We start from the raw sequence: 2,893 nt of genomic DNA on the forward strand, positions 1-2,893 counted from the left end.
GGGATCGATATCTACAACCAGATCTCGCGTGTTGTTATGGGGATGTTCGAATAGTTCTGTCACTATCCAGGATTGAAGTCGACTTGTAGACTCCGGCACATTGGGATCAAAAAACTGGAAGAGAAATTACGCGAGCACTAGTTCCCGGGGTAGTCTATTTCAACTACCCCAGGCACTTCCTATTCCTCAGTTTTCTCAATTGCATCCAGTCCGGATGAAAGTACAGGATCGTTATCAACAGCCTCTTCCCAGCCTTCTGGTAAAGAGTGAGCAATACCTTTATGACAGTCAATACAGGTCAAAGAAGGATCTTTACCATCTTCTACTTCCCAGACGTGAGGATCATGGCGCTCAGCACTACGCTCATCTTGCTTGTCCAGGTCCATTGAAGCAAAATCGTGGCAGTTGCGACATTCACGTGAGTTAGTCGACTTCATACGTTTCCACTCATTCATGGCCATGGTCAGGCGGTAGTCCTCAAATTTTTCAGGCGTGTCAATCGTACCCAGGAACTTGTGATAGAGTTCGTTGGAAGCACGAATTTTACGGTAGACCTTGTGTATCCACTCTTTCGGTACATGGCAGTCAGGACAGGTTGCACGAACACCCGTACGATTGGACCAGTGTATGGTTTCCTGCAACTCCTGGTAAACTGTTGATTCCATCTCATGGCACGAAATACAGAATTCTTCTGTATTCGTCAGTTCCAGAGACCAGTGAAAGCCACCCCAGAGAAGAACACCTACTCCTATGCCAACAAACACCATTGAGGAGCACCATTTTTTCAATTTACTCATCGTTACATTTCCCGATTTTAGTATTTAACCATGCACTGAAATAGTGTGCATAAGCCCAAAAAAGGGAGGCGAGAGTTTCGCCTCCCTTGTTGTAACAGGCAGAAGCGCTTAAATCATTTAGCGCCAACAAAGTCATTTTCAACCAGCTGTTCTGCATCGACCTGTGTTGCATGGCACTGGTTGCAGAAGTAACGGCGAGAAGAGAGCTCGCTCAACGTGTTGCCGTCACGATCGATGTAATGACTGTCTCCAATTCTTGGAGCTTTCTCTTTCTCGTGATTCTTTTCGCTGTGACATTTCATGCAGCTATTGTTTTTAAGAGTGATCCTGTCCTTGTCCGTTGCATGTGGAATCATTGGCGGCTGGATCTTGTAGCTGCGTTCAAAGCCGTCTTTCTGCTTGATCTGCTTACGCTTCTCAAACATTTCGGAGTCCGCGTCAAGTGCATGTGCACCACGTAAAGACTGGATTTCGGCCATGGTTGACATAGATGCCGTGACCAGGGCCAGACCGGTGATAAACGTCATAACTATTTTTTTCATGTTAAACCCCACTATCTGATGGATCAGTAGTAAATCATTAATAAATGCACAGGCATTAAACTTTCTGTGCAGAACCTATTTCACTTCCGAGTTTTTCAAATTTCTTAAAGCGCGTTCCAAAGCTGAAAACATCTTCTGAACATACATCGATACAACGGCCGCAGTTTGTACACTCACTGGCCAGGATGACCGGGCTTAAGCCTTTGCTCGCGCCCTTTAGTGCAGGCTTGATAACCTGTGGTTCCGGGCAGACAATAAAGCAGTCCATGCAGTCATTGCAGGCATCGCGTTTATCTGCACGGATTCTTACCGGGCTGTATTGGCCAATCAAACTATACAAACCGCCCATGGGACACAGGTGAGTACACCAGCCACGTTTTGCTACCAGCAAATCAAACAGGAAAATCGCAACAACGACTGACCAGGCCATGCCAACACCGAATATTATTCCTCGATGAAGAATCGATACCGGGTTGAACATTTCATAAGCCATGCTTCCTGTTATGGCACTGAGCAGCAATACCATTGCCAGCATCCAGTAACGCAGGTTTCTGCTGAAACGTGCACCTCCACGAATACCAAGACGCTCCCTTAACCAGAAAGCGGCATCTGTGATCATGTTCACGGGGCAAACCCATGAGCAGAACACCCGGCCACCAACCAGAAAATAGAAACCTGCAACAATGGCAACACCGATAATGGCATCCGTAGCAGGAACCAGCCCTGTAGCAAGCACCTGCAAAAAAACCACCGGTTCTGTCATTGGCACGGTGTCAAACAGCAGGCTGGAAGAGAGATTGCCCTTGATAATCCAGATTCCTGTCAATGGTCCGAGCAGGAACAAGGCCAGTACGCCAACCTGGCTGACTCTTCTCAAAATCAGCCATTTATGAGCAGCTAACCAGCCTTTGGATTGAATGGCATCTTTTCCGATTTCACTGAAAGGTTTAGCCATCATCAATCTCCAAAACCACGGTTGAGAATGTTGATTGCATCAGCATTTGATGAATCATCACCATCCATGATCAAGCCCTCACCACCATGCTCATAACGCACACCTTCCGGCAGGTTATAGCGGTGTTCGACATCAGGTGTAACCAGTGACTGTCCGGCATTGGCTTTCTCTTCCCCACCTTTACGGTAGTGGTCCTGTAACTTGCCCTGTACCAGGTGGTTAGGTAAAACACGAATCGCTGCTTCATCCAGAATGCAGGCTTCTTCGCACTTGCCGCAGCCAGTACAGGCATCGGAATGTATCGTCGGAATGAACAAACTATGTTTGCCGGTGCGCACGTTGTGCTTTTTCTCCAGCATTATCGCTTCGCCCCGGACAGGACAGATGTTGAAACAAACCTCGCAACGAAGACCCAGGAAGGCGATACAGGTTTCCTCGTCGGAAACCACTGCCAGACCCATGCGGGATTCGTTGATATCAGTCAGGTCATGATCCAGTGCACCGGTTGGACAAACAGGTACACACGGGATGTCTTCACACATTTCACAACCGGCTTCACGGGCATAAAAGTATGGTGTGCCCATAGGCACATCACCACC

4 protein-coding genes are annotated in these 2,893 nt (G+C 47.7%); all 4 read right to left on the minus strand.

Annotation, left to right across the window (positions count from 1 at the left end):
- Positions 1-179: 179 nt before the first annotated feature.
- Positions 180-797 carry a NapC/NirT family cytochrome c gene (locus BOW51_RS09145; RefSeq protein ID WP_078477455.1) on the minus strand — a complete coding sequence of 206 codons (618 nt, stop codon included), beginning with the start codon at positions 795-797 and terminating at the stop codon, positions 180-182.
- Positions 798-910: 113 nt separating this feature from the next.
- Positions 911-1,339, minus strand: a complete 429-nt coding sequence (locus BOW51_RS09150; protein WP_078477456.1) for a nitrate reductase cytochrome c-type subunit — start codon at positions 1,337-1,339, stop codon at positions 911-913.
- A 55-nt stretch (positions 1,340-1,394) separates the two neighbouring features.
- On the minus strand, positions 1,395-2,294 hold the full coding sequence (gene napH, locus BOW51_RS09155) for a quinol dehydrogenase ferredoxin subunit NapH (protein ID WP_078477457.1): 900 nt from the start codon (positions 2,292-2,294) through the stop codon (positions 1,395-1,397).
- Between the two features lie 2 nt (positions 2,295-2,296).
- A partial coding sequence (locus BOW51_RS09160) for a 4Fe-4S dicluster domain-containing protein (RefSeq protein ID WP_135568204.1) occupies positions 2,297-2,893 on the minus strand: 597 nt, incomplete at its 5' end.

This window comes from Solemya elarraichensis gill symbiont (genome assembly GCF_002021095.1).
Classification (GTDB): Bacteria; Pseudomonadota; Gammaproteobacteria; order Chromatiales; family Chromatiaceae.